This window comes from Streptomyces callyspongiae (assembly GCF_047200695.1).
Taxonomy (GTDB): Bacteria; Actinomycetota; Actinomycetes; order Streptomycetales; family Streptomycetaceae; genus Streptomyces.
In genome coordinates this window covers 162,706-188,473 of the sequence record NZ_JBJZOM010000009.1, presented here as the reverse complement: position 1 = coordinate 188,473, position 25,768 = coordinate 162,706, and the positions used below count along the sequence as shown (strand labels likewise).

Genomic DNA, 25,768 nt, shown 5'->3' with positions numbered 1-25,768 from the left:
ACGATGATGTCGGTCACCGTATTCCCAGGTGTTGGGGCTGCACGCGTGCATCCGTGTCGTGCAGACCTGCCGCCCGAGTACGGCAGGGCATTGCGCCCGGCCGGGCAGTGGTCGGACCTCCTGTCAGCGTCTCCGAGACGGTCCTCGGGGCCGGTGACACCACCTCCGAGGCCGTCCACTCGGCAGGGGTAAAAGTCATGCCGGTCCCGGAGGCCAGCGATTCTTGTGCGGGTCGGGAAGAGAATAACGGGGCTTCTGTGCTGGTCAGGCGGCGTGTGGCGATTGTGCTGGCATCCCGCTACACTTGACTGGTACCAGAGTAGGTACCAGTTGCGAGAGAAGGTGCCCATGCCCGCCCTGAATGTGTCCTTCACGGACGACGAGATGGCCACGATTCGCGACGCCGCAGCGCGGGAGGACATCAGCATGAAGAACCTCGCGCACGAGGCGATTCTCGCCGAGGTCCATCGGCGCAAGGTGACCGCGGCGGCCATCCGTACTAGCCGAATCTCCGCCGGGCTGAACCGGCGCCTTGAGAACACGTAGCCGGAGGCGGTCATCACCGAGTACCTGGACGTCCGGGATGTCCTGGACATCGCCGAGATCACTCTCTGCTCCCGGCCGGGTGTCCGTGACTGGGGACTGCTCGAATCAGCGGTGGCTCGTCCGCAGGCGACAGTGTTCGGCCAGGAGGCGTATCCCGGCCTCTTCGAGAAAGCGGCGGCGCTGCTGCATTCTCTGGCGAGTAATCACAGTCTGGTCGACGGAAACAAGCGGACCGGCTGGGCTTCGGCGATCGTCTTTCTCGACATCAACAGCCATCCGTTGATCGAGCCGCTGGATGAGGACGAGGCGGAGAAGTTCGTCGTCGCCGTCGCGCAGTCGCAGAGGGAGGTCCCGGAGATCGCGGATCGGCTGAGGTTCTTCGTCGAACCGTGACCCACGCCTCGAGCGCCCGCTCGGAGGGCCAGGAGGGGCTCCCTCATGCCCGCGCGTGGGGCGATTGAGCTCTGCGTCTCTTCACTGCCGGACCTGAACCGCCGGACCTGTGGGGAAGGGAGGGGCAGCTTCCGCAGCTTTGCGTGGGTCATTTCGCCGAGAAGGCGTCACTGATGGTCGGACTCCATCGATCCATGCCTGCGGAGACTCACCCGTATCGCTTACATGCCGGGAAGCGTGTCCTGCTCGACGTCGACGCGCGGCGGTGCGGGTGCGGCGCGGAGCTCCAGTTTGCGGCGGCAGTCGCGTCCGAGCCCCCACAGGCGGCTGGTGCGGTCGCGGAGAGGAGCGCCGCACATGCCGCAGGTGACGCGCGGCCCCTGACCGTCGACATCCGCCTCGCCGGGTGCGGAAGCGTCGGGCAGGGGCAACAGGGCGTCGGTCACCGGAGCATGGTGTCAGGTGAGGCCGGGCCTTGGGACGGATCGCCCGGGCGAGCCGCGTCCCGCCGAGGAGCATGAGGACGGTGCGCAGCCTGACAGCGCTTCGATACGGTGCAGCGCCGATCAGCAGCCGTGCGGACGACGCGTCACGATGCGGTGCCGGCATCGGAGGCACGGTCCCGGCCGGGACCGGCTACCGGAGGCTGGTCCGGCCACGTGAAGGCGTACTCGGGGTTTCCTCCTCGGCACAGTCGAACGTAACGCAGCAGCTCGCGGATGATTCCTGCATTGCCCATGGCCCAACCGTGACGCGGTTCGAGACTGCTCGGGCCGGCCCGGTGCTCGACGTTCGACCAGCGGGTGCCCTCGGTACTTCGGATCGCTCGGGCGACGATGTCGCTCACGAGCTCGTGTGCGAAGTCGTGTGGGTCCTGCTGTTCGGCGATCCGGTCGCAGGCCAGGGCGAGGACCCCCGCAGTTCCGCAACACCGGCCGTTGTTGTCCCAGAAGCCGGGGCGTAGCCGTTTGGGCAGGCCGGAGTGGGTGATCGTGTGCCAGCAGCGCTCGGCGAGGGCGGACCAGGCGGGGAGGCCGGTGATGTTCCGTAGCTCTCGGAAGACGTGGGCATCGCCGGCCGGGCCGTGGCACCAGCCGTAGCGGAAGGGCTCGTGACGGCGCGAGATGGTTGCACGATCAACAGAAATTCCGGCCGGCGCGCTCCCGGCCCCCGGCCGCCCTCCGAGAGCCTCCGCTCGCGCTTCGGCGGCAGGGCGACGCGGCCCGTGCCGTTCGGGGGAGCGGTCGCACCGGCGCGGACGACGGCGGCGCCGGTTGACATGATGGAGCGGTGAACTTCTGGTCGATCTATGAGCAGGGCTTCGCGCGGGTCGCCGCATGCACCGGGCACGCGGCCGTCGCCGATCCGCGGACGAACGCCGAGTCGGTGCTGCGCCTGGGAGAGCAGTGCGCGCGGGAGGGCGCCGCGGTCGCGGTCTTCCCCGAACTGTGCCTGTCCGGGTACTCCATCGAGGACCTGCTCCTCCAGGATCCGTTGCTCGACGAGGTCGAGGCCGCGCTGCGCACCGTGGTCGCCGGATCGGTGGACCTGCTGCCGGTGCTGGTCCTCGGCGCGCCCCTGCGGCACCGCCACCGCATCTACAACTGCGCGGTCGTCGTCCACCGGGGGCGGATCCTCGGCGTCGCGCCCAAGTCGTACGTGCCGAACTACCGCGAGTTCTACGAGCGCCGCCAACTCGCCCCGGGCGACGACGAACGCGGCGGTCTGCTGCGGTTCGGCGGCGAGGACGTGCCGTTCGGCGCCGACCTGCTGTTCGCGGCGGACGACGTCCCCGGCCTGGTCCTGCACGCGGAGATCTGCGAGGACATGTGGGTGCCGGTCCCGCCGTCCGCCGAGGCGGCCCTCGCGGGAGCCACGGTCCTCGTCAACCTCTCGGGAAGCCCCATCACTGTGGGCCGGGCCGAGGACCGGCGGCTGCTGTGCCGGTCGGCATCCTCACGGTGCCTGGCCGCCTACGTCTACGCGGCCGCGGGTCTCGGCGAGTCCACCACGGACCTGTCCTGGGACGGCCAGACCATGATCTACGAGAACGGCACCCTGCTTGCGGAGACCGAACGCTTCCCGCTGGACGACGCCCACGCGGTCGCGGACGTGGACCTGGACCTGCTGCGCCAGGAGCGCGCCCGGGCGGGCACCTTCGACGACAACCGCCGCACGCACGCCGCCCGCACGGACGGCTTCCGGCGGGTGCCGTTCCGGCTGGACCCGCCGACCTCCGACCTCGGACTGCGGCGCGCGGTCGAACGGTTCCCGTTCGTGCCGTCCGACGCCGACCGGCTCGCCCAGGACTGCTACGAGGCGTACAACATCCAGGTCGAGGGCCTGCAGCAGCGCCTGGCGGCGATCGGCGGTCCGAAGGTCGTCATCGGCGTGTCCGGCGGCCTGGACTCCACCCACGCGCTGATCGTCGCCGCCCGCGCCATGGACCGGGCCGGCCGCCCCCGCAGCGACATCCTGGCCTTCACCCTGCCCGGCTTCGCGACCAGCGAGCACACCAGGGGCAACGCGCACGCCCTGATGCGCGCCCTCGGCGTCACCGCGGCCGAGCTGGACATCACGCCGACCGCCCGGCTCATGCTCCGGGAGATCGACCACCCGTTCGCCGCCGGTGAGCCGGAGTACGACGTCACCTTCGAGAACGTGCAGGCGGGCCTGCGCACGGACTACCTGTTCCGGCTGGCCAACCAGCGCGGCGGGATCGTGCTCGGCACCGGCGACCTGTCCGAGCTGGCCCTGGGCTGGTGCACGTACGGCGTCGGCGACCAGATGAGCCACTACAACGTGAACTCCGGCGTGCCGAAGACGCTGATCCAGCACCTGATCCGCTGGGTCGTCCGCAGCGGCCAGTTCGACGAGGAGACCGGCCGCACGCTGACGGCGATCCTCGACACCGAGATCAGCCCGGAGCTGGTGCCGGGGGAGGAACTCCAGTCGACCGAGTCGAAGATCGGCCCGTACGCCCTCCACGACTTCACGCTGTTCCACGTCCTGCGCCACGGCTTCCGCCCGACGAAGATCGCGTTCCTCGCCTGGCACGCGTGGCACGAGCGGGACGCGGGCAGCTGGCCGCCGCACTTCCCCGACGCGGAACGGACGGCCTACGACCTGCCCGAGATCCGGCGCTGGCTCGAGACCTTCTGCCGCCGCTTCTTCGCCTTCGCGCAGTTCAAGCGCTCCGCGATGCCGAACGGCCCGAAGGTGTCCGCCGGCGGGTCGCTCTCTCCGCGCGGCGACTGGCGGGCCCCCTCCGACGGCACGGCCCGTGCCTGGCTGCGCGACCTGGAGCGCTGGGACGCGGAGCGTACCGACCCGTAGGCATGGCGGCCACGGCGGCGATCCGGCCCACGGCCGCCACCGGCCGTGGGCGATTCCTCAGGCGCCGCCGTCGGCCCGGACCGCCGTGCCGAGGATGTGGGTCGCGGCGGGCGAGCGGGGATCCGGGAACAGGAAGCGGTCGACATCGGTCACGGTGAACCCCGCGGCGGCGAGCGCCGCCTCGGTGTCGCGTCCCGTGTGGCAGCCCCCGCACACCAGCGGCCACACCGTCGCGTCCAGCACGCGCTGGACGCGACGCATCCGGGCCGAGTCGGCCCGGACATGTTCGAAGAAGTGCAGGCGTCCACCGGGGCGCAGCACCCGGCGGAGCTCCGCGAGCGCGGTGGGCACGTCCTCGACGGAGCAGAGCACCAGGCAGGCCACGGCGGCGTCGAACGAGGCGTCCTCGGCCGGGATGCGGTGCGCCGTGCCGTCCACGACCCGTACCGGGACCGGTGCGTCGTGCCGGGCGGCCCGGACGGCGAGCCCCCGCAGCCGCGGCTCCGGCTCGACGGCGACCACTTCCCTCACGGTGCGGGGGTAGTGGGGGAAGTTGAGTCCGTTGCCCGCGCCGATCTCCAGCACCCGTCCGTCCAGGCCGTCGAGGAGCCGCCGACGGTGCTCCGACACCCCGGCACGTTCCATCGCCGGTCCGGCGCAGCGGGCGTAGAGGCGGGAGAAGACCGGTCGGCGCATGTTCTGCGGCATGGTGGGGCGGCACCTTCCTCGTCGACGTCGGGGCGGGCGTGCGGCACGCTGCCGCCGCTGCCGGTCGTGCACCGGACGACGCTACGGGAGACGGGAGTCCGCTGTGGTGTCCGTCCGGGTATCCGCTGCGTGCGGGGCGCTCCGCTCCGCCGCCACGGCGTGCGACACGGCGGCCTGCAGCAGCCGCACCAGCCGGTCCTCCGCGTCCGGGGCGGCCAGCAGCACGCGGAGGGCGTACTCCAGGTGGTGCCGGCCCGGTCCGCGCCACCACAGCGTGTCGGCGGCGCGTCCGAACGCACCGGGGCGGGCGTCGCCCGTGTGACGGGCCCGGCGTCGGCAGCGGTCCTCCCGGCGTGCGGCGGCAGGACAGGAGGCCGGCAGGTCACCGGCCGCGTGCAGCACGTCGGCGATCATCGACGCCTCGTACGACCGGCCCGCCGGGCGGGCCGCGGCGAGGTCCGCGGCCAGGGGGCGTAGGCGGCGGCGCGCCGGCTCTCCCACGGCGTCGTTGATGCTGCGGGCGAGCGCGGCGAGTGCCGGGTCCGTGCCCCGCGGGCTGTCGGTGAAGGGACCGGCGGCGAGTACGGAGGCCGTCTCCATGAGGCAGGCGCCGTCCTCCGGCGCCAGATGCCCGTACGGGCGGGGGGCGGGCAGACCGTCGGGCGGTGAACCGTCGCCGCCCGGGGTGCGCGGGTCGGAGGGGCGGTGCGGGACGCGCATGGGGGCCTCCGCGGATCGGATTCCGGTCACCGGCTCGGACCGGACCGGCTGCACGACCCTCCCGGCCGGTGCGGCTCGGGAGTGGGCAGAACCCGGTCGGTCGGGTGGTGCGCGCTGCTCCCCAGCGTACGGCCGAGAGGCGCCGGGCGGCGTACGGCGCCCGGCGCAGTGGACGCACACGGCCCGGACGGTCCGCCTCCGCCGTCCCGCGCGAAGTCGGCCGTTCCGCGCCATGCTGGAGGTGAGGCGGGGTGCCCTGCTCCGCCTGCTCGCGCCGAGGAGGTACGAGGATGTCCCACACGGTGACCGCGGGCCTGGACGGCTCCCGGGAGAGCCACGCCGCGTTGGACTGGGCGGCCGCGGAGGCGGTCCGGCGATCGGCGACGCTGGAGATCGTGCAGGTCCACGAGACCGGGGCCTACCCGTACTCGCAGCTCATCGACGACCAGGTCGAGATCGACCATGCGGAGCGCATGGTGAAGGAGGCCGCCGCGGAGATCGACCGCCGCCATCCCGGTCTGCACCTCACGTCGCAGGTGGTGGCGGGACGGCCCGCCGCCGTGCTCGACGAGATCGCCTCCCGCTCCGACCTGCTGGTGCTGGGAACGCGGGGCTTCGGAGGTCTGCGCGGCTTCTTCGTCGGGTCCGCCGCACTGCCCGCGGTGGCGCACGCCCGCTGCCCGGTCGTGCTGGTGAGGGCCGGAGGAGGCGACCCGGACCGCAAGGGCGACATCGTGGTGGGTGCGAAGCCGGACGGGACCCCGCCCGCGCTCCTCGACTTCGCCTTCGACGAGGCCGCGCTCCGGTCGGTCCCGCTGCGCGTCCTGCACGCCCTGGACCTTCCGCCGGGACACCGCCGGGGCCGGCGGCGCGCCGCACCGCCTCCCGACGCGGAACTCGTCGAGCAGCAGACGGCGCGACTGCGCGGCCAGGTGGAGCCGTGGCGGGAGCGGCACCCGGATGTCGAGGTGGAGTGCCGCACGGTCGAGGGCCCGCCCGCGGTGCACCTGGTGGAGGAGGCCGCCGACGCGGCGCTGCTGGTGGTGGGCCGGAGGCCGCACCACCACCGGGTCGGCACGCACATCGGTCCCGTCACCCACGCGGTGATGCACCACGCGCTCGTGCCGGTGGTCGTCGTGCCCCACGACTGACGTGCGGCGCGTCGAGTGAGCAGTCACACACCGCTCCTGACGTGCTGTTCGGGCCCCGGGGGCCCGGGCCGGCAGGGAAGTACGACCGGGCGCACGTACCCTGCCAGGTGGAGAACCGAGGGAGGTGCGATGTCCGAGAAGAGCAGACGGCTCACTCTGACGCTGCTCGTCGCGACCGACGGGTGCGCCCTGCTGCGTGCCGCGGGGGAGCTCGATGTGCACACCGAGCAGCGATTCCTCGCCGACGCCGGTGAGCTGGTCGACAGCGGACACCTGTACCTCGTGCTGGATCTGACGGCGCTGACGTTCTGCGACTCCCGCGGCCTGAACTGCCTGCTGGCTCTGGACTGGCTGTGCCGCCGCCTCGACGGCCGGCTCATCCTCGCGTCCGTCGGCAACCGGCTGCTGCAGCTGCTGGAGCAGACGAAGGTGCGCGACCGGTTCCTCGTGCTGCCCTCGGTCGGGGCGGCCCTCGACACGGTGCCGCCGGAGCACCGTCCGGCCTGGCCGCCGATCGGATCGGGGGCGGGGCCGACCGGCGGCCCGGGTTCCTCGCCGGGCGGCGTTCCCGCCGAGGGCCGGCCTCCTCGCTGAGGGCGGCCCCACCCGGGGCGCTCCCGAACGCCCTGAAGGACGAGTCGTCTCCCCTGGTCGCGTCACCCCGACGGCGTGCCTGGCCGGAGTCCTTCCCCTCGTGTCCTAGCTTCTTCTCCCGCGGCGAGGAGGCCGCACCTCCACCACGCGACGGGAGAAGCCATGAGGCGACGTCAGTTCCGTGCCCGCAGACTCCTGCCGGCTGTCGCCGGCCTGAACGTGCTCGCGCTCGCCGTGCTGGGTCTCGGTGCCTCCTCGGAGGCCTCGCCCGGCCAGGGGCGGGAGATCCGGGCGCCACGCGAGTTCAGCGGCATCGCCTGGCTCGCCACCGACGCCGGGCACACCGTTCCGGGCGGCGACGACGAACCCCAGCAGGTGTTCCTGGTCTGCCACGACACCCGGGACAACGACGCGGAGCGCGACCTGCCGCGCCTCTCGCTCGTGCGGACCCCGGTCGACCCCGACGGGATCATCGTCGAGGAACTCGACGTCGACTTCCCCAGCGTGCCGAACGACCTCGAGAGCATCGCCCGGGTGCCGCACCGGAAGGAGGCGCTGCTGGCGGAGAGCAACGCCGACGGTGACGACCCCGACCCCACCCTCTACCTCGCCCGGTGGGACGACGACCTCGACGTCGAGATCGTGAACGCCGTGCCGTGGCCCGAGACCCCCGAACCACTCGTCAACGTCGAGGCGACCGCCGTGACACGGGTCCACGGGCGGACCTACTTCGTGTACGCAGAGCGTGCGCAGGGGAGCGACACCACCCGCTTCCACATGACCCGGATCCGGATTCGGCGGAGCGGGGCGATCACCTTCGGCACCCGGTGGTCCTCGGTCCCCTTCACCGCTCCCGAACCGCCCGGCGCCCGCCCGGCTTCCGGCCTCGACATCGACAGGCACGGCAACCTCTACGTCTCGTCGGCCTACGACCCGGGCGACCTCGGCCCGTTCGACAGCGCCGTCCACCGGGCGGCCACGGTCCGCCCCGGCGGTCCCCTCGGTGCCCGGCTCCGCCCGGTGCGGCCACCGCAGGAACTCGCCCGGAGCTCCGGGCTGAAGATCGAGGGCGTCGGGCTGGTCGACGGCTCCTTCCCGCTCTTCGCCGGGGACGACGACGAGGACTACGGCGGGCTGCTGCGCCGGCTGCGCCTCACGGAACAGGGCCGCCGCGCCTCCTCGTGACCCGAAGCGCTGCTCGCGCCGGTGCCGCCGCCCGAACGCAACCGTTCCCGGCCGCCGCACGTCGGAAGTCGTTGACGCGCGACCGCTCCGGTTCGCGCCGGTCCGCGACAAGGAGTCCTCGTGCCGATCAGCCTCGACAAGATCCCCACACCCCTGCACCCGCTGGTGAGGACGGCAGCGGTCTCGCTCGACAAACACGGCCTGACCGGGCAGCGCGCAGCCGTCTACCTCGTGCTCGACAGATCCGGCAGCATGCGGCGCTACCGGGTCTATTCGCAGTGCACCGGGCTTCAGCCCGGTGGCGAAGCGAATCCGAGAGCTGCTCTGACCTCAGCTGTGTGCACGGATCCGCAGTGTTCGCCTCGGCCCGGGTCGGAGCGGTCGGTTCTGCTGCTCGATGTACTGCTTCACGATGCTGAGCGGTGCGCCGTCGATCGGAACCGGCGAAGTACGAGCCGGACCAGAGTCGTTGTGCCCGCCAGTAGTGGCGGACGAGGTCGGGGAACTCCTGGCGCAGCCGCCGGGAAGAGACGCCCTTGAGGGAGTTGACCAGCTTGGACACGGCGATCTCCGGCGGGAAGTTCACGAGCAGGTGGATGTGGTTGTTCTCGCCGTTGAACTCCACCAGGTCGGCCTCGAAGTCCTCGCACACGGCTCGCATGATCTCCTCGCAGCGCGTCAGGTGCCGGTCGGCGAAGCCTTGTGCCGGTACTTCGTCAGGCAACCAAGTGGACATGCATGCGGAAGACGCAGTGGCGACCTGTACGAATGTTCTCATCGATACCCGTAAGTCAACTATGTAGCATGATCTGCGTGCAGCTTCGGTACAGCTTCCGCGTGTACCCGAGTGCCGGTCAGCGCATGGCGCTGGCAAGGGCGTTCGGGTGTGTGCGGGTGGTCTACAACGACGCGCTCCGCGCTCGGGAGAGCGCCCGCAGCGAAGGCATGCCGTTCCCGAAGACCGGGGACCTGTCGAAGCGGCTGATCACGGAGGCGAAGAACACCCCCGAGCGGGCCTGGCTCGGCGAGGTCTCGGCGGTCGTCCTCCAGCAGTCCCTCAGGGACCTTGACACGGCGTACCGGAACTTCTTCGACGGGCTCAAGGGCAAGCGGCCCCGCATGGGCGCGCCCCGGTACAAGTCGAAGCGGGACACCCGGCAGTCGGTCCGGTTCACCGCGAACGCCCGCTGGTCGATCACCACCGGCGGGAGGCTGCGCCTGCCGAAGATCGGCGACGTCAAGGTGAAGTGGTCGCGGACGCTGCCCTCCGTGCCGTCGACGGTGACGGTGGTCAAGGACAGCGCGGGCCGGTACTTCGCGAGCTTCGTCGTGGAGACCGGCCCGGAGGAAGTCCTTCCCGCGGTCACACCCGAGCTGGGCATCGATCTCGGGCTCGGGCACTTCGCGGTTCTCTCCGACGGGACGAAGGTCGACAGCCCGCGCTTTCTGCGCCGCGCCGAGAAGCGCCTGAAGAAGGCACAGCGCGCCCTCTCCCGCAAGGAGAAGGGCTCCAGCAACCGGAACAAGGCCCGGATCAAGGTCGCTCGCGCACACGCGAAGGTGGCCGACGCACGCCGCGAGTTCCACCACCAGCTCTCCACGAAGCTGATCCGCGAGAACCAAGCGGTCGCCGTGGAGGACCTGGCGGTGAAGGGACTCGCCCGCACGCGCCTGGCCAAGTCCGTCCACGACGCCGGATGGTCGGCGTTCGTCACGATGCTGGAGTACAAGGCCGCCCGGTACGGACGCACCTTCGTGAAGATCGGCCGGTTCGAGCCCACGTCTCAGGTGTGCTCGCAGTGCGGCGTGAAGGACGGCCCGAAGCCGCTGCACGTCCGTGTGTGGACGTGTGGGGCGTGCGGGGCCGTCCTGGACCGGGATATCAACGCGGCGGTCAACGTCGCCAAGGCGGCCGGACTGGCCGTGTCAGCCTGTGGAGCGCAGGTAAGACCGGGACTCGTCCCGGCACCGCGCAGCGAAGCAGGAACCCACCCGACACCGCAGCCTTCAACGGCGCGGTAGGCGGGAATCGCCGCCCTTCAGGGCGACGAGGATGTCAATACAAGAACGGGAGTGTCCAGCCTCGCCGAGCAGGCACTCGGTCTGTCCGCCAACCTCGACGACGACGGCACCGTTCCCGTCGTCTTCTTCGACACCGACGCGCACGACCCGGTGGACGTGTCGGTGGACGACTACGAAGGGGCCATCCAGCGACACCACGACCGGCTCGGACACATGGGCACCACCAACTACGCCGATGCCATGCAGGCAGTCGTCGACCACCACCGGAAGGCCCGGCCCGACAGCCCGGCGTTCGTCCTCTTCCAGACCGACGGGTCGCCCGACTCCCGCCGCAAGGCGGAACGTGTGCTGTGCGACGCGTCCACGCTGCCGATCTTCTGGCAGTTCATCGGGTTCGGCGACGACCGGTTCGCCTTCCTCCGCAAGCTCGACGATCTCGCCGTCCCGAAGAAGCGAGCCGTCGACAACGCCGGGTTCTTCCCCGCGGGCCGCGACCCCCGCGCCCTGTCCGACGGGCAGCTGTACGACCGGCTCATGGCCGAGTACCCGCAGTGGGTCGTGGCGGCCCGCGCTGCCGGCATCATCCGGTGACACCGCGGGCGTTCCCGTCACCGGGAGCCTAGGACCGCCCGGCGTGCTCCCGCGGAGGCGGTGCCGACGAGTCGGGCTTCCCGGTGCCGGGCTCTCCGGCTTCCGGTACGGCTGTCCGCGGCGCACGCGGCTGCGCGGGGACCCGCGCCGGTGCCGGCGGGTTCCGGCGGATCACCCGCGTCGCCAGCGTTCCCGCCGCGAACAGCGCGCACACCGAGACCGCCGTGCCCATCCAGGTGGCGCCGAGCCAGCGGCTGCCGATCCACCCCAGACCCACGCTGTACACGGCCCACGTCAGCCCGGCCAGGGCCGACCAGGGCAGGAACTCCTTGGCGCGCCGTTGCGCGGCGCCCGCGGTGAGGCTGACCACGGTGCGTCCGGCCGGCGCGAAACGGGCCAGGACGACCAGGATGCCGCCGCCCGCGTCCAGGGCGTGCCCCAGGCGTTCCTGGGCCCGCGTCAGGCGACGGGACCGTGCGAGTGCCCGGTCCAGCCAGGACCCGCCGCGCCGGGCGAGGCGGTAGACGAGCAGGTCGCCGGTCACCGAGGCGCCCGCGGCGCACAGCACCAGCGCCAGCATCTGCGGCAGCCCCGTTCCGACCGCGGCCCCGGCACCCGCGGCGGTCGTCCCGGCCACGGCGGTCGCCGCCGCGATGACGAGGACGCCGCTCGGCAGCACCGGCAACCAGACGTCCAGCAGCACCGAGGTCACGATGAGTACGTAGATCCAGGGCGTACCCAGGAGTGACTCCAGGGCTTCCTGCACTGTCTTCCCCCGTCCGGCCTTGCTCTCCCGCCGTTCTCGGCCTCCAGCGTACGCGCGGACGATGCGCCCGGACGGCCCGGGGCGTGGGCAGCGGCGCGTGTCGTCCCGCGTCACGCCGCGGCGACGGCCGACGCCCGGACGCGCTCCCGCCGGCCCACGGTGGCCAGCACAGCCCTTGCCACGGCGTCGGTGTCGGTCAGGGTTACGGAGTTCACACCGGGACGGGCTCCCGCCGCCGTCACCCAGTGCACGCCCTCGGTCGGGACGCCCACGGCGAACCTGCCCGGATGCGGCGTCCCGTGCCGGTCGACGACCCGGTAGGGGCGCGGTGTGACGTCCAACCCGCCCGTCTCGTAGGTGCCGACACGGTGCGGACGGCACGCGCCGTCGCGCAGCATCCCCGCGAGCAGCCGATCCGCGGTGCGGCGGAGGTCGGGTTCCGGGAGACGTGCCTCGACGAGGCAGGAGGCCCGGACCGTCACCCCCGGAACCGCCGGCGAGTGCGCCTCGAAGGCGCCCCCTTCGGGACTGGGACGGACCGTCATGCCGGGGCCCAGTACGTCCAGCACCCCGGCCTCGATCAGGGCGGCCATCTCCTCGATGCGCCGCCGCGGCGGGCCGATGGACAGGAACGCGTTCAGCGGGGTGTACCAGCGGTCGAGGTGGTCGCGCCGGGACGTGCCGGCGATCCCCGCGTGGTCGACGGCCAGCCGCACCTCGTTGCGCAGGTCCCGCAGCACGTCGAGTGCGGCCTTGCAGGGGCCGTTCACGTTGCCGCGCCGGGCCTCGGCGATGTCGCGGCGCAGCCGTTCCAGCAGCCAGGCCCGGTGTGTGGCGGCGTCGCCGAAGTGCAGTCCGTCGCAGGGCCGGGCGAGGCGGTGCCAGTCCCAGCGCCGGTCCTCCGGCACGCCGTGCCCGTCGAGCAGCGCGGACTCCGCAGGGTCGCCGTGGGGCACGCGCAGGAAGGCGGCACGGAAGTCGGCAGCCTCCCGTCTTCCGGCCGCACGGTCCGGGGCGCGCTCCGCCAGCAACGCCTCGTAGTAGACGGTCTCGACCTCCTTGGCCACCAACGGCCATATGTCGTGCAGGAAGTCCGGAGGGTCGCCGTTCTCCGCGCGGGCGCGCAGCCGCCGCACTGTCGGCTCCGTCAGCAGCAGTGGGCGGTGCCGCCCGTGCGCGCCCTTCTCGTTGTCGCCGCGCGCGTGGTACGGAACGCCGCGCCGCGAACCCGCGTACAGCCGCGGCTCCCGGCCGGACGGCAGGTACCGCAGCGCACCGCCCGGCCCGGACGAGGTGAACCGCCCGCCCCGGCCGCTGGTCAGCAGTGCCATGTGGTCGAAGAAGTTCAGGCCCAGCCCCCGCAGCAGCACCGGTTCGCCCGGTGCGAGCGCGGCCAGTTCACCCGCCAGGTCGGCCGGGTTGGCGGGCGGTACGTAGCGCAGACCGTGCTCGCGGGCGTAGGCGCCGAGGCGTCGCTGTTCCGGGCCGGGGGCGCCGGGCAGGTGGCCCTGCGCGAGCACCACGGCCCCCAGTCCGCGCAGTTCCGTGCCGTCGGACAGCTCCAGCCGTTGCCCGTCCTCCGCGTCGTCGAGCCGGACCGCCCGCGTGCGGTGGACCGTCACCCTCACCCGGGACGGCGCCCGGTGGAGGGTCTCGGCGAACACCCACTCCAGGTAGGCGCCGTACTGGGCACGCGTGGGGTAGTCGTCGGGGCCGAGGGTGCCGGGGTGTGCGCGTTCGAACCACTCGTGGAGTGTCGGCCCGGGACGCACCGGCCCCTCGGTCTCCACGCTGGCGTCGGTGAACAGCGTGACCTGCGAGGCGACGGTGTTCATGAGCAGGTGGCCGGACTGTGCGGTCCGCCACACGCGTCCCGGGCCCGGCCGCTCCGGGTCGACGACGTGCACGGTCAGCTCGTCGTCGGTGCCGAGGAGTTCGGCCGCGGACGCGCACAACCGCTCCACGACGCTCGTGCCGCGCGGGCCGGCGCCGACCACGGCGACGGAGTGCCGCGCGGCGGCTCCGGAGGCGGCCGGCTGATGGTGCTCCAGGTTCCGGCTGCGCGGGGCATGCCGGACCTGCGGGGCGTGCGGGACGGACACGTGTCTTCTCCCGGTCGGACGCTGACGTCCTTCGGCGATACGGCTGCACGGTGCCTGCGGCGGCGCTGCCTGCCGCGGCGGTGTGCCGCCTCATCATGCCCGCCCCGCCCGGGCCCGCGAAGACCTCCCCTGCGGATCGGGCGCAGGTGTGGGAAGAGTCACGCGGCTGCTCAGCGCCGTTCCAGGTCCCGCTCCAGCACGCGCGCGAGATGCGACACCGGATGTGCGTCGCCGTCCCCGGAGGGGTTCACGGACTCCGCCCGGTCCATGCTCAGCCGCGCGGACCTCCCGTGCAGGGCGAGCGTCATCAGATGGTTGCCGAACCACGGGCCACCGGTGCGGCGCCACGTCAGTGGCGGCCGCGGAACCCGCGCATGCCGGGCGAGCAGCCGCCCCAGCCACCGGCCGGGGGCGCTCCACCCCAGCCGGAAGCCCCATTTCATGTAGGCGGGGACGCTGTTGTGCATCGGCGAGCACGTCAGCTGCGTCACCGCCGCTGTCGGCCGCCGGGGGAAGTGCTGCCGCGGGAACCGCGGTTCCGCCAGGTAGGCGTGGTGGACGTCGCCGGACAGGACGCTGACGGTGGCCGGCCCGTTCTCCGCCGCAGCGGCCGAGGCGATCAGCTCCGCCAGTTCGCGGAAGGAGTCGGGGAAGGCGGCCCAGTGCTCCAGGTCCGCGGCCCGGCGCAGCTTCTCACCCCACCGGGCCCAGCGTTCGCCGCGCGCCCCCGCGCACAGTGCCGCGTTCCACGTCTCGGCGTCGTGGATGGCGGGCGGCAGCAGCCACGGCAGGGAGGAGCCGACGAGCAGGTGGTCGCAGCCCTCTTCGCGCATCTGGTCGCTCAGCCACTCCCATTCGCTGCGGTCGAGCATGGACCGTTCCCGCTCCGTCAGGACGCGCGCCGCGCGGCTGTCGGTCATCACCAGCCGCACCCGGCCGAAGTCGCGTCGGAAGCTCCAGCGGAACGACTCCGGGTCCTCGTCGGCGCGTTCCGCCGCCTCCCGCAGCACGCCGGCCCCGTCCTGCGCCTCCCGCACCGCTGCGAACAGCGGATCCCGGGACAGCTCGCCCGGTGAGAGGTTGCCCAGGTGCTGGTACACCCAGTACGAGGTGAGTCCGCCCAGCAGGCGTTCCCGCCACCACGGCAGGGCGCGGATGTCCCGCCTCCAGGACTCACTGGTGTTCCAGTCGTCGATCACGTCGTGGTCGTCGAAGATCATGCAGGTCGGGACGGTGGACAGCAGCCAGCGGACCTGCGGCGCCAACCAGGACTCGTAGTACAGCTCGGTGTACTCCTCGTAGTCGGCGACCTGGCTCCACGGCGGATCGTCGAGGTCGCGCCGTTGCTCGAGGCGCTCCCGCAGGTGCGGGGACGTCTCGTCGGCGTACACCTGGTCGCCGAGCAGCAGCAGGACGTCCGGTGTCTCGCCGCCCGCGGCGACCTGCCGGGCCAGCGCCTCCAGCGCGTCCGGGCCCACCGGGTCGTGGGCACTCCGTGCCGGGCGGGCGGCCCAGCGGCAGGAGCCGAACGCGACCCGCAGCGGCGGGCCGTCGTCCGGGGCGTCCGCGGCGAGCGTGCGGATCGTGGAAGCGGGCAGTCCGCCGTCCTCGAGCGGCCAGACCTGCTCCCCGTCGAGCAGCACCCGGTAGGGAGTCACGGTGCCCGGCTCGAGGCCCACCACCGTGACCAGCGCGTAGTGGTGCCCGTCGACCTGCCAGGTCCTGGCGCTGCCACCGGCGTTCCGGCAGCCGCCCGGCTCGGCGTCCGATCCGCACACCACCTCCGCCTCGCAGGGCCGGTCGGACTCGATCCAGACCGTGGCGGTGTCCTCGTCCACGTAGCGCAGCAGCGGCCCCAGACGCAGCTCGGGCATCCGGTCTCCTCCTCGACCTCGGCACCCACCAGGAAGCCGGCGCCGACGGGGTGCCCCGCACGAGTGCCGGTGGAGCCGAGTCTAGGCTGAGGCGGTGATCGCCGCCGACGCCCTGCTGCCCGTGAACGCCACACTCGGTTTCGTGCTCGCCGGCCTGTTCCTGGCCGCCATGGGTGTCGCCGCGTTCAGCCGGCTCGTGCACGACGACGGCCGGAGCCACACCAGGGCGGTCGCGCTCGCCGGCGTGCGCGCCACCCTCCAACTCGCCGCCGTCTCCTACGTCATCGGCTGGGTCGTCGGCGCGGTGCCGACGCTGCTGGGGTTCGTCGGGCTGATGTACGCGGTCGCGGTGCGGACGGCCGGACGGCGCGTCACCGCCAACCGCACCTGGTGGTGGGCGGCAGCACCCATCGCCGCCGGCGTCGGTCCGGTGCTTGCCGCCGTGCTGCTCACCGGACTTGTCCCGCTGAAGGGCATCGCCCTCGTGCCGATCGCCGGCATCCTCATCGGCGGAGCCATGACGGCGACCACCCTGGCGGGCCGCCGGATGCTCGACGAGATGCACACCCGCCGTGGCGAGGTGGAGGCCGCGCTCTCCCTCGGACTGCATCCCAGGGACGCCCGCCTGGAGGTCGTCAGGCCGACCGCGGCGGCAGCGCTCGTGCCCGGCGTCGACCAGACCCGGACCGTGGGCCTGGTCACGCTGCCCGGCGCGTTCGTCGGCATGCTGCTCGGCGGCGCCTCGCCGGTCATGGCGGGTGCGGTGCAGCTCTTCGTCCTGCTCGCTCTCCTGTTCGCGCAGACCGTGGCGGTCGCGGTCGTGCTGGAGCTCGTGGCGCGCGGGCGTCTCCATCGCGTACCGTGGCGCACGTCTGAAGGGGAGTAGCTCTTCGCCGGACCGTCGACACACTGGGCGGCGCGCGGAACACGTGCGGCCGCCCCGGCGCCCGGAGCGCGACGAACCCACCGGAAGGTGGCCGCCGCGCCGGCGAGACCTTCGGCCGCAGCATCCGTACACCCGATGCTGCCGGACCGAAGTGCGCGCTGCCCGGCCCTCTCCGGCTCCGGCAGCCCGACCGGAGCCAGGAGTCGTCCGCTCATGTTCAGCCTCACCACCGCAGCCGTCGCGTTCGGCGTCGTCTTCCTCGCGGAACTGCCCGACAAGACCGCACTCGCCGGCCTGCTGCTCGGTACCCGCTTCCGCGCCTCCTACGTCTTCGCCGGTGTGGCGGCGGCGTTCACCGTGCACGTCGCGCTCGCCCTCGCCGCGGGCGGTGTCCTGACCCTGCTGCCCCACCGCCTGGTCGACGGGGTCGTCGGGCTGCTCTTCCTGGCGGGCGCCGCCCTGCTGCTGTTCAGGAAGGACGCCGCCGAGGACGAAGCGGGACCGGCGGCTCCCGAGGACCAGACGTTCTGGAAGGTGGCCGGCAGCGGCTTCTCCCTCATCCTCGTCGCCGAGTTCGGCGACCTCACCCAGATCATGACCGCCAACCTCGCCGCCCGGTACGACGACTGGCTGTCGGTCGGTGCCGGTGCGCTGCTCGCCCTGTGGTCGGTGGCCGCCCTCGGCATCCTCGGCGGCCGCACCCTGATGCGGTACGTGCCGCTGCGGCTCGTCACGAAGGCCGCGGCTACGGTCATGGCCGTCCTCGGCGTGTGGAGCCTCTACGAGGCGCTCTCCTCCTGAGTCCGGTCGCGCGGGGCGGGCCGGAACGGTCCGGGCCGCCCCGGTCCGGCCGGAAATGCCGGGGCGGGTACCGTGTCCTGGCCCTGAGCGCGCCGCCCGGGGCCAGGACTCCGACCAGCCACGGCGAGGGGCGATGCTGACACGGAAAGCGGGGCTTCCCCGCCAGGCGCCGGGACTGGGGGGTCTGCGTCACCCGACGCAGGTGATCGCCGTCGCGTTCGCCTCCGCCGTGCTCCTCGGTTCCGGCCTGCTGTCGCTGCCGGTGGCCACCGCGTCGGGAACGCGCGCCCCCTACCTCGACGCGTTGTTCACCTCCACGTCCGCGGTGTGCGTGACCGGCCTGATCACGGTCGACACCCCGCACTACTGGTCCACGTTCGGCGAGGTCGTCATCCTGGTGCTCATCCAGGCCGGTGGCCTCGGCATCATGACGCTGGCCACGCTGTTCGCCGTGCTCGTCTCCCGCCGCCTGGGCCTGCGCGCCCGGCTGCTGGCCCAGGCGGAGACCAAGGCCCTCTCCCTGAAGGACCTGCGCCGCGTGGTGCGCAACATCGTGCTCTTCAGCCTCGGCAGCGAGATCGTGTTCGCCGCCGCACTGGGCACGGAGTTCGCTCTCGGCCACGCCATGACGCCCGGCCACGCCCTCTACCAGGGGCTGTTCCACGCCGTGTCCGCCTTCAACAACGCCGGCTTCTCCCTCCACAGCGACAGCCTCATGGGCTACGCGGACGATCCCTGGGTGACGCTGACCGTGGCCGCGGCGGTCGTCCTCGGAGGCCTCGGCTTCCCCGTGCTGTTCGAACTGCGGCGCTCCTGGCGGCGCCCGCGCACCTGGTCGGTCCTCACCCGCGTCACCCTGGCGCTCACCGCCGTCCTGCTCCTCCTCGGCACCTTCGTGCTCACCGCCGCCGAGTACACCAACCCCGAAACCCTGGGCCCCATGCCCACCTGGCAGAAGTGGCTGGCAGGTCTCTTCGCCTCGGTCAACGCCAGGACGGCCGGGTTCAACGGCATCGACACCTCGGAGCAGGGCCCCGAGAGCCTGATGGCCACCGACATCCTCATGTTCATCGGCGGCGGGAGCGCCGGCACCGCCGGCGGCATCAAGGTCACCACTTTCGGGGTGCTGGCCTTCGTGATCTGGGCCGAGATACGCGGCGAGCCCGGTGTCCGGGTGGGGCGGCGCCGGATCCCGGAGACCAACCAGCGCCAGGCGCTCGCCATCGCGCTCGTCGGCATCGCCGCGGTCCTCCTCGCCACCTTCGTCCTGCTGGGCCTCAGCGGCTACCGCCTGGACCGCGTGCTGTTCGAGGCGATCTCCGCGTTCTCCACCGTCGGCCTGTCCACCGGGATCACCGACGGCCTGTCACCGGCCGGCCAGGGAGTGCTGATCGCCCTGATGTTCATCGGGCGCATCGGCCCCCTCACCCTCGCCTCCGCGCTGGCCCTGCGGCACCGGGCGCGGCGCTACGAACTCCCCGAGGAAAGGACCATCGTTGGCTGACCACAGGGACGACCCCGTCGTCATCATCGGACTCGGACGCTTCGGCAGCGCGCTCGCCCTGGAGCTGACCGAGCGCGGCACCGAGGTCCTGGCCGTCGACAGCCGCCCCAAGGTGGTGCAGGGTCTGTCCGGTGAACTCACCCACGCCGTGACCGCCGATTGCACCGACATGGAGGCGCTGCGGCAGCTCGGCGTCCCGGACTTCTCCAAGGCCGTGGTCGGCATCGGCACCGACATCGAGTCGAGCATCCTGACCACGTCGCTGCTTGTCGAGTTGGAGATCGAGGACATCTGGGCGAAGGCCATCAGCCGGCAGCACGGCCGCATCCTGGACCGGATCGGCGCCCACCACGTCGTCTTCCCCGAGCACGACATGGGGGAACGGGTGGCCCATCTGGTGTCCGGGCGCATGCTCGACTACGTCGAGGTCGACGAGAACCATGCCATCGTCAAGGTCAGGCCCCCGCGGGAGCTCGTCGGCAGGCCGCTGCGCGAGTCGCGGGTGCGCAGCCGGTTCGGCCTGACCGTCGTCTCCGTCAAACACGACGACGGCGACTACAGCTACGCCACTCCCGACACCGTGCTGAGCTACTCGGACCTGATCCTCGTTCTCGGGAAGATCGACGACGTGGAGCGGTTCGCCGCCAGGAACTGAACCCGGCCTGCGGCGGCGGCGCGTACCGTCCGCCGCCGTCAGTCCGCCGTGCGAAGAGCGAAGACGCCCCGGGCGGCGGCCGGTTCGAGGCGGAGGGTCCGCAGATCGGGCACCAGCAGGTCCGGTCGGTGCTCCGCGGCGCGTGGACCGACCCCCACGACACGCAGGCCCGCGGCCTTCGCCGCGGCCACCCCGGCCGCCGAGTCCTCGAAGGCGAGGCAGTCACCGGGCGGGAACCCGAGTTCCGCGGCTCCCTTCAGGAAGCCCTCGGGGTCCGGTTTGCTCGCGCTCACCGATTCCGCCGTTACCCGCACGCCCGGCAGCGGCAGGCCGGCCGCCGCCATGCGGGCGGTGGACAGCGCGGCGTCGGCCGAGGTCACCAGCGCGTGCGGCACCGGTGCCGCACGCACCGCCGCCAGGAACGTCTCGGCTCCCGGCACCGGCACCACGCCGTCCATGTCGGCGGTCTCCTCGGCGAGCAGCGCACGGTTCTCGGCGTGGTTGACCTCGGTCGGACGGTCCGGCAGCAGCGCCGCCATCGTCGCGAAACCCTGCCGTCCGTGGACGACGGACAGCACCTCGGCCGCGTCCAGGCCGTGCCGCTGCGCCCAGCGGCGCCACACCCGTTCGACGACGGCGTCCGAGTCGACCAGTGTCCCGTCCATGTCGAGCAGCAGTGCGCGGAAGGTGAGCGGGGCGGAGGTCATGGAACGCGGACTCCCGTCGGCGGGCGGTGGCGGAGGAGGTGCGGGACACGGAGAAGGGCTGGACAGGAACAGGAACAAGGTGGTTCCGCCCTTTCCCGGTCGAGGACGCCCCCTGGCCTCGTCGGATGGTGCGGGGGCTCGGGCGGAACCACTTTGTTTCTCAAAGATACAAAGAAGTCCGCCCTCCGCGCCAGTCCGGTCCACCGACCGCCGCCAGGAACCGTCCGTCAGTCCGCCTTCGGGCCGGTCTGCTGCACCACCTCGAACGACCACACCTCGGAACCGGAGGCCGCCGGCCGCGGACGCTCCCCGCCCTCACCGCCACCGCCGCCCTGGTGGGCCGCCTTCATCGGTCCCTCCATCCACGCCTGGAAGGACTCCTCGTCGCGCCAGCGGGTGTAGACGAGGTACCGGTCGGTCCCCTCCAGGGGACGCAGCAGTTCGAACCCCTCGAAGCCGTCCGAGCTCTCCACCGTTCCCGCCCGGGAGGCGAACCGCTGCTCGAGGGTCTCCCGCTGCGCGTCCGGGACGGTCAGGACATTGATCTTCACGATGCTCATGCGCCCATCGTGCCCCACCGCGCACCGGCACCCCGTCAGCGACGGGAGCGGTATGCCCTCCGGTTGGCGAGGTGCGACAGCGGGATGCTGGCGAGCCAGCTGTAGAGCGCGGCCGTGGGAGCGACCAGGGCGATACCGATGGAGCCGAGGAAGACCGCCGCCTGCGCCGGCAGCGGGACACGGCGCCGCTCGTCGGCGGCCGTCCGCCGTTCCACGCGCACCTCCATCAGGTAGAGGGCGAGCGCCGCGAGACCGATCACCGCACCGTAGAGCCCCGGCCCCAGCGGCTTGTCGCTGTAGTCCTCCAATACCGACGTGGGGAACGGGATGAGCGACAGCAGGATCAGGAACGCGATGTTGAGCCAGAACAGGGCCGGGTCGATCCGTTCCGCCCGCCGCAGCGCGGCGTGGTGGGCGCGCCAGAACACCGCGATGACCACGGCGCTGATCAGGAACGTCCACACCTGCGCGGCCACATGGCCCAGCGCGTCGTCCAGTTCCCGTCCGTCGAGCCGGGCCGGCAGCCGCACGTCGAGGACCAGGATCGTCATGGCGATGGCGACCACGCCGTCCGTCAGGGCGAGCAGCCGCCCCTTCGGTACGTGCTCCCTCTCCGGACCGCCGCCCCCCGGAACCGTCTCGCGCATGCGCGATTCGTAGCACGTGCACGGTGTGCGCCGTGCGAGCCGGAACGTCGTGTCAGGCGGCCCCGCCCCGTCCGGCAGGAGCCTGCGCCCCGTCCGCCGCGTCGCGGAAGGCGGCCGGGGCGTCGAAGGCGGCGCGCCGGGTCGCGCGGCGCAGCGCCGTGAGGATGCTGCCGCCGAGGGTCAGTGTGAGGGCGACCGTGAGCACCGCGCGGGGGAGGTCCCAGCCCAGGGACGTCGCGAGCACGTAGGCCGTGAAGTGGGACAGGTTGTCCGCAAGGGGGGCGCCGGGTTCGAAGGCGAGAGCCGGTGGCAGGCCCCGGTTGTACAGCGTCCACCCCTGAAGGTTCATCGCTGTGCCGTACAGCAGGGACGCGACGGCGCCGTACACGGCCAGCAGCCACCGCTCGGGGCGTCCGCGCAGCGTCGCAGGACGGGGCAGCAGCCCCGCCCCCATCGCCACCCACCCCATGGAGAGCATCTGGTACGGCAGCCACGGGCCCACGCCGCCCGTCAGCAGGGCGGAGGCGAACATCGACACCGCTCCCAGGACGAAGCCGAACCCCGGGCCCAGCACCCGGCCGGACAGCACCATCAGGAAAAACATCGGTTCCAGGCCGGCCGTTCCGCCGCCGAGGGGCCGCAGCGCCGCCCCGGCCGCGGCCAGCACACCGAGCATCGCGACGGCTTTCGCCTCCAACCCGGTGTCGGCGATCGTCGCGACGACGACGCCGATCAGCAGGGGCAGCAGCGCGGCGAACAGCCACGAGGCGCCGGCGGACGCGGCGGAGGGCGCGGCCCGGGTGTCGGCGAACAGTGGCCAGGAGAGGGCGACCGCTCCGATGGCCGAGATCAGTGCCAGGGCGGTCACCGAGCGGGGCCCGAGCCCGATCGGGCGGGCGAGGCCGTCCGGCGTTCCGCTGCGCGCTCCGCCGCCCGTCATCCGGTCGCCCCCGCGGAGACGGTGAGGGCGTCGCGGACCTGGCCGAGGGTGAGCCAGCGTTGCGGGGCGAGGATCTTCGCGATCTGCGGGGCGTACGCGGGGGAGGCGGTGACGACCTCGGAGGACGGGCCGTCCGCGACCACGTCGCCGTCGGCCAGGATCACCACGCGGTGCGCGAGTTCGGCGGCGAGTTCCACGTCGTGCGTGGCCAGCACGATGGCGTGGCCGTCCGCCGCCAGTCCGCGCAGGAGAGCGACGAGCCGGGTCTTGGCGGCGTAGTCCAGGCCGCGCGTGGGTTCGTCGAGGAGCAGCAGCGGGGGAGCGGCGGTGAGCACGATCGACAGGGCGAGGGCCAGGCGCTGCCCTTCGGAGAGGTCCCGGGGGTGGGCGTCCGCGGGTACCCCGGGGAGCAGCCGTTCCACGACCTCCCGGCAGGTGCCGGCGGCGGCGGAGGCGTCCTTGTCGGCGGCCGCGCACTCCGCAGCGACGGTGTCGGCGTACAGCAGGTCCCGCGGGTCCTGGGGGACGAGCCCGACGTGGTGCAGCAGCGCGGACGGCCGTGTGCGGTGGGGTGCCGCGCCGCCGACGTGGAGTGTTCCGGCTGCGGGTTCGTGCATGCCGACCAGGGCGCGGAGCAGCGTCGATTTCCCGGCGCCGTTGCGGCCCATCAGCGCGACGGTCTCGCCCGCTTCGACCGTGAGGTCGAGCTGCCGGAGCACCTCGGTGCGGCCGCGGCGGACGGCGAGGCCGTGCGCCGCGGCGACGGCGGTGCCTCCGTCGGCCGGCGGAGCGCCCGGGCCGTCTGCGGTGCCCGGGGCCGTCCCGCCGGGGGCGGGGCGTCGCCGGGGCGGCAGCAGGGCGCGCAGCATCCGTCGTGCCGGGCCGGCCGTCGGCGTCGTGCGGGAGGAGGTCCCGCCGCGCTCCGCGACCGGCGCTGTCCGGTGACCGTCCGGTCCGGTGTTTTCGGGTGGTGCGGGCGTGGTCGTGCGGGGGTCGGCGGACACGGCCAGGCGTTGCCGCAGCGGAGCGGCCCGTCGTCGTGCGTCGCGGACGGACAGCGGCAGAGGTGACCAGCCCGCGAGCCGGCCGAGTTCGACGACGGGTGGGCGTACCGGGGCCCGTGCCATCAGGGTCGCGGGGTCGCCCAGCGCGGGTGGCGCTCCGGGCGCGGGCAGCAGCAGCACCTGGTCCGCGTACTGCACCACGCGTTCCAGCCGGTGCTCGGCCATGAGCACCGTGGTGCCCAGGTCGTGGACGAGGCGTTGCAGTACGGCCAGTACCTCCTCCGCCGCGCCGGGGTCGAGGGCGGACGTCGGTTCGTCCAGCACGAGGACCTTCGGGTGGGGGGTGAGGACCGATCCGATGGCGACCCGCTGCTGCTGGCCGCCGGAGAGGGACGCGAGCGGGCGGTCGCGCAGCGCGGCGATGCCGAGCAGGTCGAGAGTCTCCTCGACGCGGCGGCGCATCACGGCGGGGGGAAGTCCCAGGGACTCCATGCCGTAGGCGAGTTCGTCCTCGACGGTGTCGGTCACGAAGTGGGCGAGCGGGTCCTGCCCGACCGTGCCGACGACGTCGGCGAGTTCGCGGGGCCGGTGGGTCCGGGTGTCGCGGCCGTCGACCGTGACCCGGCCGTGCAGGGTGCCTCCGGTGAAGTGGGGCACCAGACCGGAGACGGTGCCCAGCAGGGTCGACTTGCCCACGCCCGAGGGGCCCACCAGGAGGCAGAGTTCGCCCTCCGGGACGGTGAGGTCCACGCCGTGCAGCGTGCGGTGCTCCGCGCCCTGGTAGGTGACGCCGGCCTGCTCGAAGCGGATCACTGCGGTGGCTCCTTGCGGGTGTGCGGTGCGGGGTGCGCGTGGGGGCGGGGAGCGGTGGCCGGCCTGCTGCGGGGTACCGGTCGCCTGTCGGGCGGTGCGGGCGCCACGACGGCGGGCAGCAGTCCGGCGAGCAGCGCGGCCGCCGGCCACAGCGGCAGGGGCGGCACGGACGGCGGGACGACCGGGGGCGCGAGGGCGGCGGGCAGCGCGCCCGCCGCCAGCGTCAGTGCCGTTCCGACGGCTGCGCCGGAGGCGCTGACCAGCCACGCGCGGACACCCCAGGCGTCGGGCCGGTAGTGGCTGCGCACGCTGCGGCGGCCGCCCAGCCACAGCCCGGCGAGTGCGGCGAGCGTTCCGCCGACCAGCAGGGCCGTTCCGTATCCGGTGCCCGTCGCGGAGAGCAGTGCGTAGCTGCCGGCGCAGACGCCGAGCAGTCCGCCGAGGGTGAGTGCTGTGGTGGTGTGCCGGACCGTGCGCGGTACGTGCGCGGTCCGGCCGTACCCGCGGGTGTCCATGGTGGCGGCCAGCGCGACGGAGCGTTCCAGGGCGTCCTCCAGGACGGGCAGCCCGATTCCGATCAGGGCGCGGGGGCCCCGGTCCTCGCGGCCGCGCAGCCGGCGGGCGGCGCGGAGGCGCAGGACGTCGGCTACCAGGTTGGGTGCGAAGGTCATGGCGACCACGACGGCAACGCCGACTTCGTAGAGGGCGCCCGGGAGGGACTTGAGGAGGCGTGCCGGGTTGGCGAGTGCGTTGGCCGCGCCGAGGCAGACCAGGAGTGTCGCGAGCCGCAGCCCTTCGTAGAGGGCGAAGAGCATTCCTTCTGCCGTCACCCTGCCGCCGAGGCGTACTCCCTGCGCCCAGTCCGGCAGCGGTACTTCGGGCAGGTCCACGAGGACATGGGTGCCGGGGACGCCGGTGCCGAGGACGAAGGCGAAGCCCAGCCGGATCGTCAGGACGAGGAGTCCGAGCTTGAGGAAGGCGCTGTAGGAGCGTGCCCACGGCGAGTCCGTGCGGCGTACGGCGACCACGTATCCCGCGACGGCGGCGAGCAGCAGCAGGAGCAGGGGGTTGGTGGTGCGCGACGCGGCGACGGCGAGTCCCAGGGCCCACAGCCACCAGGCTCCGGCGTGCAGGGCGTTGCTCCGGGTGGCCTCCGGCGCCCGCAGGGCGGTGAGGGTGTGGCGCGGCACCACCGCGGGCCGTGGTGCGGCCGGCGCGTGCGGGTGGGGGTGTTCCTGTCGGGCGGACATCGGCGGGCCGGTC

General features: G+C 72.9%; 25 protein-coding genes and 1 pseudogene. 12 read left to right on the top strand and 14 right to left on the bottom strand.

What is annotated here, in order from left to right:
• Positions 1-348: 348 nt before the first annotated feature.
• Positions 349-546, top strand: coding sequence for a hypothetical protein (locus ACL06G_RS11275; protein ID WP_412786851.1), 198 nt, complete (start codon positions 349-351; stop codon positions 544-546).
• A 12-nt stretch (positions 547-558) separates the two neighbouring features.
• Positions 559-939: a type II toxin-antitoxin system death-on-curing family toxin gene (locus ACL06G_RS11270; RefSeq protein ID WP_412786923.1), complete on the top strand. Its 381-nt coding sequence runs from the start codon at positions 559-561 to the stop codon at positions 937-939.
• 221 nt (positions 940-1,160) lie between these two features.
• On the opposite strand, the gene ACL06G_RS11265 is transcribed toward ACL06G_RS11270, so the two are convergent.
• Both ACL06G_RS11265 and ACL06G_RS11260 read right to left on the bottom strand, forming a co-directional pair.
• Positions 1,161-1,385 (bottom strand): DUF6011 domain-containing protein, encoded by a 225-nt coding sequence (locus ACL06G_RS11265; protein ID WP_412786850.1) that lies wholly within the window; start codon positions 1,383-1,385, stop codon positions 1,161-1,163.
• Positions 1,386-1,528: 143 nt separating this feature from the next.
• Positions 1,529-2,278, bottom strand: a complete 750-nt coding sequence (locus ACL06G_RS11260) for a lanthionine synthetase LanC family protein (protein ID WP_412835816.1) — start codon at positions 2,276-2,278, stop codon at positions 1,529-1,531.
• Between ACL06G_RS11260 and ACL06G_RS11255 the strand changes: the two genes are divergently transcribed.
• A complete protein-coding gene (locus tag ACL06G_RS11255) occupies positions 2,230-4,275 on the top strand; it encodes an NAD(+) synthase (protein ID WP_412786848.1) in 2,046 nt (681 codons plus the stop codon). The two genes, ACL06G_RS11260 and ACL06G_RS11255, sit on opposite strands and share 49 nt — an antisense overlap.
• A 57-nt stretch (positions 4,276-4,332) precedes the next feature.
• Here the strand turns inward: ACL06G_RS11255 and ACL06G_RS11250 are convergent, their stop codons facing one another.
• Complete coding sequence (locus ACL06G_RS11250) at positions 4,333-4,983, bottom strand: class I SAM-dependent methyltransferase (protein WP_412786847.1); 651 nt, start codon at positions 4,981-4,983, stop codon at positions 4,333-4,335.
• A gap of 81 nt (positions 4,984-5,064) precedes the next feature.
• Entirely contained in the window at positions 5,065-5,703 is a 639-nt protein-coding gene (locus ACL06G_RS11245; RefSeq protein ID WP_412835815.1) for a hypothetical protein, read from the bottom strand.
• Positions 5,704-5,993: 290 nt separating this feature from the next.
• Between ACL06G_RS11245 and ACL06G_RS11240 the strand changes: the two genes are divergently transcribed.
• The 3 genes from ACL06G_RS11240 (at position 5,994) to ACL06G_RS11230 (ending at position 8,633) form a co-directional block, all read left to right on the top strand.
• A complete protein-coding gene (locus tag ACL06G_RS11240; RefSeq protein WP_412786845.1) occupies positions 5,994-6,854 on the top strand; it encodes a universal stress protein in 861 nt (286 codons plus the stop codon).
• Positions 6,855-6,983: 129 nt separating this feature from the next.
• Positions 6,984-7,448 carry an STAS domain-containing protein gene (locus tag ACL06G_RS11235; protein ID WP_412786844.1) on the top strand — a complete coding sequence of 155 codons (465 nt, stop codon included), beginning with the start codon at positions 6,984-6,986 and terminating at the stop codon, positions 7,446-7,448.
• A 162-nt stretch (positions 7,449-7,610) separates the two neighbouring features.
• Positions 7,611-8,633: a hypothetical protein gene (locus ACL06G_RS11230; protein WP_412786843.1), complete on the top strand. Its 1,023-nt coding sequence runs from the start codon at positions 7,611-7,613 to the stop codon at positions 8,631-8,633.
• A 330-nt stretch (positions 8,634-8,963) separates the two neighbouring features.
• On the opposite strand, the pseudogene tnpA reads toward ACL06G_RS11230, so the two are convergent.
• Positions 8,964-9,373: pseudogene (gene tnpA, locus ACL06G_RS11225) on the bottom strand (IS200/IS605 family transposase).
• 73 nt (positions 9,374-9,446) lie between these two features.
• On the opposite strand from tnpA, the gene ACL06G_RS11220 reads away from it, so the two are divergent.
• Positions 9,447-10,655 (top strand): RNA-guided endonuclease InsQ/TnpB family protein, encoded by a 1,209-nt coding sequence (locus ACL06G_RS11220; protein ID WP_412835814.1) that lies wholly within the window; start codon positions 9,447-9,449, stop codon positions 10,653-10,655.
• A 51-nt stretch (positions 10,656-10,706) separates the two neighbouring features.
• Complete coding sequence (locus tag ACL06G_RS11215) at positions 10,707-11,246, top strand: VWA domain-containing protein (protein ID WP_412835813.1); 540 nt, start codon at positions 10,707-10,709, stop codon at positions 11,244-11,246.
• A 28-nt stretch (positions 11,247-11,274) separates the two neighbouring features.
• Here the strand turns inward: ACL06G_RS11215 and ACL06G_RS11210 are convergent, their stop codons facing one another.
• The 3 genes from ACL06G_RS11210 to ACL06G_RS11200 form a co-directional block, all read right to left on the bottom strand.
• Positions 11,275-12,012 (bottom strand): DedA family protein, encoded by a 738-nt coding sequence (locus tag ACL06G_RS11210; protein WP_412835812.1) that lies wholly within the window; start codon positions 12,010-12,012, stop codon positions 11,275-11,277.
• Positions 12,013-12,122: 110 nt separating this feature from the next.
• Positions 12,123-14,063, bottom strand: a complete 1,941-nt coding sequence (locus tag ACL06G_RS11205; protein WP_412786922.1) for an FAD/NAD(P)-binding protein — start codon at positions 14,061-14,063, stop codon at positions 12,123-12,125.
• A 221-nt stretch (positions 14,064-14,284) separates the two neighbouring features.
• Positions 14,285-15,988 (bottom strand): DUF7800 domain-containing protein, encoded by a 1,704-nt coding sequence (locus tag ACL06G_RS11200; protein ID WP_412786840.1) that lies wholly within the window; start codon positions 15,986-15,988, stop codon positions 14,285-14,287.
• Positions 15,989-16,157: 169 nt separating this feature from the next.
• Between ACL06G_RS11200 and ACL06G_RS11195 the strand changes: the two genes are divergently transcribed.
• The 4 genes from ACL06G_RS11195 (at position 16,158) to ACL06G_RS11180 (ending at position 19,834) form a co-directional block, all read left to right on the top strand.
• Positions 16,158-16,874, top strand: a complete 717-nt coding sequence (locus tag ACL06G_RS11195; protein ID WP_412786921.1) for an ABC transporter permease — start codon at positions 16,158-16,160, stop codon at positions 16,872-16,874.
• 213 nt (positions 16,875-17,087) lie between these two features.
• A complete protein-coding gene (locus tag ACL06G_RS11190; RefSeq protein WP_412786839.1) occupies positions 17,088-17,675 on the top strand; it encodes a TMEM165/GDT1 family protein in 588 nt (195 codons plus the stop codon).
• 133 nt (positions 17,676-17,808) lie between these two features.
• Entirely contained in the window at positions 17,809-19,179 is a 1,371-nt protein-coding gene (locus tag ACL06G_RS11185; protein WP_412835811.1) for a TrkH family potassium uptake protein, read from the top strand.
• Positions 19,172-19,834, top strand: a complete 663-nt coding sequence (locus ACL06G_RS11180; protein ID WP_412786837.1) for a potassium channel family protein — start codon at positions 19,172-19,174, stop codon at positions 19,832-19,834. Before ACL06G_RS11185 ends, ACL06G_RS11180 begins: the two co-directional genes overlap by 8 nt.
• 38 nt (positions 19,835-19,872) lie before the next feature.
• On the opposite strand, the gene ACL06G_RS11175 is transcribed toward ACL06G_RS11180, so the two are convergent.
• The 6 genes from ACL06G_RS11175 to ACL06G_RS11150 all read right to left on the bottom strand — a co-directional run bounded on the left by ACL06G_RS11175 (position 19,873) and on the right by ACL06G_RS11150 (position 25,755).
• Positions 19,873-20,541, bottom strand: a complete 669-nt coding sequence (locus ACL06G_RS11175; RefSeq protein WP_412786836.1) for an HAD-IA family hydrolase — start codon at positions 20,539-20,541, stop codon at positions 19,873-19,875.
• A gap of 227 nt (positions 20,542-20,768) precedes the next feature.
• Positions 20,769-21,101 carry an antibiotic biosynthesis monooxygenase family protein gene (locus ACL06G_RS11170; protein ID WP_412786835.1) on the bottom strand — a complete coding sequence of 111 codons (333 nt, stop codon included), beginning with the start codon at positions 21,099-21,101 and terminating at the stop codon, positions 20,769-20,771.
• 35 nt (positions 21,102-21,136) lie between these two features.
• Positions 21,137-21,748 (bottom strand): TMEM175 family protein, encoded by a 612-nt coding sequence (locus tag ACL06G_RS11165; protein ID WP_412786834.1) that lies wholly within the window; start codon positions 21,746-21,748, stop codon positions 21,137-21,139.
• Between the two features lie 52 nt (positions 21,749-21,800).
• Entirely contained in the window at positions 21,801-22,688 is an 888-nt protein-coding gene (locus ACL06G_RS11160; protein ID WP_412786833.1) for an ECF transporter S component, read from the bottom strand.
• A complete protein-coding gene (locus ACL06G_RS11155) occupies positions 22,685-24,505 on the bottom strand; it encodes an ATP-binding cassette domain-containing protein (RefSeq protein WP_412835810.1) in 1,821 nt (606 codons plus the stop codon). Before ACL06G_RS11155 ends, ACL06G_RS11160 begins: the two co-directional genes overlap by 4 nt.
• A complete protein-coding gene (locus tag ACL06G_RS11150) occupies positions 24,502-25,755 on the bottom strand; it encodes a CbiQ family ECF transporter T component (RefSeq protein ID WP_412786831.1) in 1,254 nt (417 codons plus the stop codon). The genes ACL06G_RS11155 and ACL06G_RS11150 overlap by 4 nt, the downstream gene beginning before the upstream one ends.
• Between the last annotated feature and the right edge of the window lie 13 nt (positions 25,756-25,768).